Source organism: Enterococcus sp. 3H8_DIV0648 (assembly GCF_002140655.1).
Lineage (GTDB): Bacteria > Bacillota > Bacilli > Lactobacillales > Enterococcaceae > Enterococcus_A > Enterococcus_A hulanensis.
Genome location: NZ_NGLG01000001.1, coordinates 465,815 through 472,238 on the forward strand (window position 1 = coordinate 465,815; position 6,424 = coordinate 472,238).

The window sequence follows — 6,424 nt, forward strand, 5'->3', positions numbered from 1 at the left end:
AAATAATATTGCAATTTTGTTCTTCAGCGTTTATAATCATCTCGTAAAGATGAAATGGTTTTCATTGATAGCTTTACTCCTTGTTTTTTGCAGATTCGTAATTTAGGACTGCTTGCCCCAGAAAAAGACAATGGAACAGTACACAAATAAGAATGAAAGTATTTTTTAATTCGTGGAAGGAGGAAGAGCATGTTTGGATTTTCAATTTTTTTAAATGAAGGTTTAACTAACGAAAGAAAAAGTTATATAGAAGAAATGTCGCAACATGGTTTTTCTGGTATCTTTACTTCCTTGCATATACCAGAAGATGATGTAGATCAGTATCGTAAGCGCTTGACTGATCTTGGCTCTGTTGCAAAAAAATGTCATTTAGAGCTGATGGTTGATATTTCAGGCGAAGCATTAGAACGCGCCGGCTTTTCTTTTGATCGAGTGGATGAGCTTCTCGAGGTTGGAGTGACTGGGTTACGAATGGATTATCACATTAGTAATCAGCAGATTGCAAAACTATCCCGAGAAATGCCGATTGCTTTGAACGCTTCAACGATTACAGAAATGGATATTCAAGAACTGCAGAAAGCAGATGCGAACTTCAAGCATTTAGAAGCTTGGCACAATTATTATCCAAGACCTGAAACCGCTTTAGATAAAAAGTGGTATCACGAGAAAAATTTATGGCTGAAGTCATATGGTTTTACGATCCAGGGATTTGTTCCGGGAGATGAAAAACTGCGCGGACCTTTATTTAAGGGATTACCTACGTTAGAGGAGCATCGTGGCACCCATCCTTTGGCAGCGGCCTTAGATTTACTGGCTGATACGGATAAAGTTTATATCGGTGATAGCGGCTTATCAAAAGAAGTGTTAGAGCAATTTTCTTTCTATATTAAAGAAGAAACGTTAAAACTGAGGGTAGAAGCTTTTGATAAGCAAATCAAGTATGTTTTAGGCGATCATATCAATCGTCAAGATGAAGCGCGCGATGTGATTCGCAGTGCGGAAGCACGTTTCAAAAAAATCCCCAATGTCGAGCCTTTACCAGCAAAAGATCGGAACGTTGGTGCTGTAACGATCGACAACATGAATTATTTGCGTTATATGGGTGAGATTCAAGTAATTAAGCGAAATCTACCAGCCGATGAAAAAGTCAATGTTGTCGGACAGGTAATCGAAAAGGATCAAGCGTTGATCCAGCATATTAGAGCAGGACAGAAATTTATTTTAGAGAGTGTGGAAAAATAATGGTCAATTTAGAAAATTTAACAACAGAACGACGGAATGAAACAACTTTTGGTTTAGATGAAATGAGTGTAGCGGAAGCTGTGAAACTAATGAATCAGGAAGATCATAATGTGCCGGATGCAGTAGCAGAACAATTACCGCAAATTGAAAAAGTCGTTGAAGCTACGATTGCCGCGTTCAAAAAAGACGGTCGATTGATTTATATGGGTGCTGGGACAAGTGGCCGCTTAGGTGTTTTGGACGCAGCAGAATGTGTGCCAACTTTTGGTGTGGAGCCGGAGATGGTGGTCGGTTTGATCGCAGGCGGAGAACAAGCAATGACAGTGGCAGTAGAAGGTGCGGAAGATGATGCAGAACTAGGTGCTCAGGATTTGAAAGATTTAAAATTAACTGAAAATGATATGGTCATCGGAATCGCAGCGAGCGGACGTACGCCTTATGTAATCGGCGGATTAGATTATGCTCGTTCAATCGGTGCCGCAACAGGGACGATCTCATGCAACAAAGAGGCTGAAATCAGCAAGCATGCGGAACTGCCAATCGAAGTTGATTGCGGACCGGAGTTCTTAACGGGCTCGACCCGCTTGAAATCAGGTACAGCTCAAAAATTGATTTTGAACATGATTTCTACTATCAGCATGATCGGAATTGGGAAAGTTTACAACAATTTAATGGTAGATGTTAAACCTACCAATGAGAAACTTGTTGAACGGGCAAAACGCATTATCATGCAAGCAACAGATGCTGATTATGAAACTGCGGCCCATTATTTTGAAGCTGCTGAGCAAAATGTTAAATTGGCAATCGTGATGATTTTGACGAACAGCAGCAAAGAAGAAGCTAATGAAAAATTAATCCAAGCCGACGGATTTGTTAAAAAGACAATTTAGGAGGGAAGCACAATGGCGAAAGAAGAATTAACCTTAAATCAAATTGCTAAAGAGATTTATGACGGTGCTGGAGGAATGGAGAATGTCCAAAGCGTCGTCCATTGTATGACGCGGGTTCGGATGAGTGTTCGTGATGATAGTAAAGTCGATCAGGCAAAATTAAAAAGTATCCCGGGTGTACTCGGTGTCGTCGATGACGAACAATTGCAAGTTATTATCGGACCCGGTAAAGTAAACAAAGTGGCCAAAGAAATGGTCGACATTGCGGGTGTTGGTTTAGGAGAAGAATTGCCTCATGGCTCTGGTAAAGATAAAGTCAATGCTAAAGCTGCTGAGATGAAAGCCGCTCAAAAAGCTAAACAAAAAAGTTCACCATTCAAAGCAATCTTAAAGGATATTTCGAATATTTTCGTACCAATGATACCGGCTTTTGTAGGTTCTGGCTTAATTGCAGGTGTTGCGGCAGTCATGGCAAACTTAATTACGGCAGGTACGATTGATGCTGCTACCTGGCAACAGTTTGTCGATATTTTGAACATCTTGAAAAATGGGATGTTTAGTTACTTGGTCATCTTTACAGGTGTGAATGCTGCACAAGTTTTTGGTGCTAACCCAACTCTTGGCGGTGTTATCGGAGCGGTTGTTCTATTAACGGGTATGAATCCAGAAGCGCCGATTAAAAACTTGTTTACTGGGGATGCGTTAGCCGCTGGACAAGGCGGGATCATTGGCGTTATCTTCGCCGTGTGGCTATTATCGATCGTTGAAAAGAAATTACATCAAATCATTCCAGATGCAGTGGATATTATCATTACGCCGATGCTCTCCTTATTAGTGATCGGGTTACTGGAAATCTTTTTGATCATGCCAATGGCAGGTTTTATTTCTAATGGTATGGTAGGCGGAATCAACTGGGTATTGTCAGTTGGCGGGGCGTTCTCTGGTTTTGTCTTAGGTGCGTTATTCTTACCAATGGTTATGTTTGGTCTGCATCAAATCTTGACACCGATTCATATTCAAATGATTGGTGAAACCGGCAAAACGTTATTGTTACCAATTTTGGCGATGGCTGGTGCGGGGCAAGTTGGTGCTGCTTTTGCCCTTTGGATCAAATTACGCAAAGACAAAGAATTGACGGAAATGATTAAAGGCGCGTTACCAGTCGGAATCTTAGGAATTGGTGAACCTTTAATTTATGGAGTAACGTTGCCATTAGGGCGTCCATTTATTACTGCCTGTGTTGGCGGCGGTATCGGTGGTGCTGTGATTGGTGCTATCGGTGGAGTCGGAGCGATTGCGATTGGCCCTTCAGGTGCAGCCTTGATCCCTTTGATTGCTAACGGTCGTTGGTGGGGATATGTCCTTGGACTGTTAGCAGCATATATCGGCGGATTTATCGCAACTTACTTCTTTGGTATTCCAAAAGATAAATTAGCAGAGCAAGAATTAGCAGAAATAACGGCTGCTGATCCGACTGAAATAGTGACTACTTCAGCAGCTTCACACGCAACGAATATTTTTACAGCTGTAGCAAAAGGTTCAGTACATCCATTAGAAGAAGCAGCAGATCCTGTTTTCTCTGAAAAAATGATGGGTGAAGGCTATTTTGTTGAACCCGCGGACGGTGCAATCTTCGCTCCTGTAGCCGGCAAAGTTTCAACTATCTTTCCGACAAAACACGCGATCGGTATCACAACAGACAGTGGATTAGAAGTTTTACTTCACATGGGAATTAATACGGTGGAGTTAGATGGCAAGCCTTTCGAAGTGCTTGTATCAGAAGGACAACATGTCACACCAGAAACACAGGTGGCAAACGTTGATTTAGCGGCAATTAAAGAAGCTGGAAAAGATACGTCGATGGTGGTGTTAATCACCAATATGAATGATGTGGAAACACAAGTGCTTGAAAAAACAGGAGCAGTCAACGCCTCTGAAGAAGTTTTTAAAGCGACAACAAAATAATAAAGAAATAGAGCGAGCTGTTTTGGCCCGCTCTTTATTTTTTCTTGCTGCATGATGAAAGACAGGGGATTTTGATTGGTTCATCTGTGATACAATTTATGAAAAGCTCATGGATGAGGAGGGGAAAAGTTGGATAATAAAGAGGTGGAGTATAAATTTTCAGCCAAAGTTTATCATTATTCTTCATCGCCCGAGATGGTCGGTTGGACAATGGTCTCACTCCCTAAAGAACTTTCAGCAGCCATTCGAAATAATTTTAAGTCATTAGAGGAGGGCTGGGGCAGAATGAAAGTTACGGCTAAAATTGGTAAAAGTGAGTGGCAGACGGCTATTTGGTTTGACACTAAGCAAGATACCTACTTGCTCCCGCTCAAGGCGGCAATCAGGAAGAAGGAAAAGATTGAAACAGGATCGGATGTAACGATGTCTATTTGGTTAGCAGAGTAATCAAAAGAGGAGCTGAAAGAAATAAAATCTTTCAGTTCCTCTTTTTAAAAGTATTTTTTTCGATATTCTTGAACGATCGCTCGCGTTGTATAAATTTTTTCAGCATTATCCTTATTACGACTGATATAGACATAAAATAATAAATCGATCGTAATGAATTGGGCTAAGATCGAATCTGTCGCAGCACTGCGATAGGTTGCTTCTGTAGGACGAGAGGTTTGCAAGCTGACATCTGATAGTTTTGCCAATGGGTTTTGTCCGAATTGAGTTAAGGTAATGACTGGAATTCCTAGATCTTTTGCCGTTTCGGCCAGCGCGATCAATTCAGAAGTTAAGCCAGAATTAGAAACTAACCAAATGACGGATTCTTTTTGATGCAAAACCAACTGCGGTAAGATGGTATTATAATCTGGTTCGCTAATGACATTTTTTCCTAAGCGGCTCCACTTTTGAACAATATCTGTGGCAGCTAGACTAGAGGCGCCAATACCTAAAACATAGCAGAATTCTTTTTCTTCTAACAGTTTACAGGCTTTGAGAAATTCTTCTTCATTGAAAAGGGCAGTCGTTTCATCAATTGTATAACGAGCATTGCCGGCTAATTTGTTTTTTAAACTGTGGAATGACTCGTCGTGATCAACGTCACTGTAGGTATTATTACTGCGCTGCTGCATTGTTTCGGCAGATAGTTCAATTTTGAAATCTGTTAAACTGTTAAAACCCATTTTTTTTGAGAATCGCACGACTGTCGGTGCACTAGCTCCAGAGGCCTCTGCGATTTCATTAGCCGTCATACTGGCGGCTTTTTCACTATTGTCGCGAATGAAGCAGTAAATTTTTTTTTCGGCTGCAGACATTTCCTTCTGCATGCTTTTCATATGAGAAAGTACGCTCATAAAGTACTCCTTTTGATCTTTTTTTCTATTATACCATTTTCCGAATAAATTTTATTTTTTCTATAGAACGGCAGATCGTTCTTTCTTTTTTTACGAAAAGTCGTATGATAAGAAAGGAATCTTATCAGAAGGAGTATTAGAGTAGATGGCTTTGATTGATTTTATTTTACATATTGATGCGCATATGGTGTCGTTGGTACATCAATATGGCGTGGGGATTTATCCGATTTTATTTGCAATTGTTTTTATTGAAACGGGAGTAGTCATTTTCCCCTTCCTGCCAGGTGATTCATTTTTATTTGCAGCCGGGGCATTAACGGCTTTAGGCGGGAATGTTCTTCGCCTGCCTTATGTAATTGGAGTTTGTGTGATTGCGGCGATCTTAGGTGACATGATGAATTATTGGATTGGTCATACGATCGGTGTTCGAGCATTGTACCATAGTCCAATTTCACGTTTTATTAAAGAGGATAAAGTACGTGAAGCCGAGAATTTCTTTAATGAGCGTGGGAAGTGGACGATTTTCTTAGGGCGTTTTATGCCGTTTGTTCGAACATTCATTCCGTTCATTGCCGGCTCCAGTAAAATGAATTGGGGGATTTTTTCAAGCTTTAATATTTTTGGAGCGATTGTTTGGGGAACAGTTGTCAGTGCAGCTGGTTATTTCTTGGGAAATATCCCGATCGTCAGTGAACATTTTTCATTAATCATGCTTTTGATCGTTTTTGTTTCGTTAGTTCCCATCATGGTTCCATATATCTGTCTCTTATACACATCTAGATGTGTATAAGAGACAGCATCATGGTTCCATATATTAAGCAAAAGATTCACGCATAAAAAGAGTTTGAACGTTCTGCTTCAGAAGCGAACGTTCAAACACATCTAGATGTGTATAAGAGACAGGCGTTGATCGGTGTAATCGCAGGTGCGATCACTAACAAAGGTGGATCAATGGGCTGGATTGCAAACATTGTTGCTGGTTTA

At 40.7% G+C, this 6,424-nt stretch carries 6 protein-coding genes; 5 read left to right on the forward strand and 1 reads right to left on the reverse strand.

All coding sequences use genetic code 11. The annotated features are described in order from the left end of the window. Positions 1–189: 189 nt before the first annotated feature. The 4 genes from A5875_RS02125 (at position 190) to A5875_RS02140 (ending at position 4,544) form a co-directional block, all read left to right on the forward strand. Positions 190–1,242: a DUF871 domain-containing protein gene (locus tag A5875_RS02125; RefSeq protein WP_088932084.1), complete on the forward strand. Its 1,053-nt coding sequence runs from the start codon at positions 190–192 to the stop codon at positions 1,240–1,242. Beyond that, positions 1,242–2,132, forward strand: coding sequence for an N-acetylmuramic acid 6-phosphate etherase (gene murQ, locus A5875_RS02130; RefSeq protein WP_088932085.1), 891 nt, complete (start codon positions 1,242–1,244; stop codon positions 2,130–2,132). Before A5875_RS02125 ends, murQ begins: the two co-directional genes overlap by 1 nt. Positions 2,133–2,144: 12 nt before the next feature. Next, positions 2,145–4,097 carry a glucose PTS transporter subunit IIA gene (locus tag A5875_RS02135; protein WP_088932086.1) on the forward strand — a complete coding sequence of 651 codons (1,953 nt, stop codon included), beginning with the start codon at positions 2,145–2,147 and terminating at the stop codon, positions 4,095–4,097. Between the two features lie 129 nt (positions 4,098–4,226). Beyond that, on the forward strand, positions 4,227–4,544 hold the full coding sequence (locus A5875_RS02140) for a DUF1905 domain-containing protein (RefSeq protein ID WP_206917952.1): 318 nt from the start codon (positions 4,227–4,229) through the stop codon (positions 4,542–4,544). Between the two features lie 44 nt (positions 4,545–4,588). Here the strand turns inward: A5875_RS02140 and A5875_RS02145 are convergent, their stop codons facing one another. Continuing rightward, positions 4,589–5,440, reverse strand: a complete 852-nt coding sequence (locus A5875_RS02145; protein WP_088932087.1) for a MurR/RpiR family transcriptional regulator — start codon at positions 5,438–5,440, stop codon at positions 4,589–4,591. Positions 5,441–5,585: 145 nt separating this feature from the next. Here A5875_RS02145 and A5875_RS02150 point away from each other — a divergent pair, with 145 nt between their 5' ends. Continuing rightward, positions 5,586–6,230 carry a VTT domain-containing protein gene (locus tag A5875_RS02150; protein ID WP_088932088.1) on the forward strand — a complete coding sequence of 215 codons (645 nt, stop codon included), beginning with the start codon at positions 5,586–5,588 and terminating at the stop codon, positions 6,228–6,230. Positions 6,231–6,424: the final 194 nt, after the last annotated feature.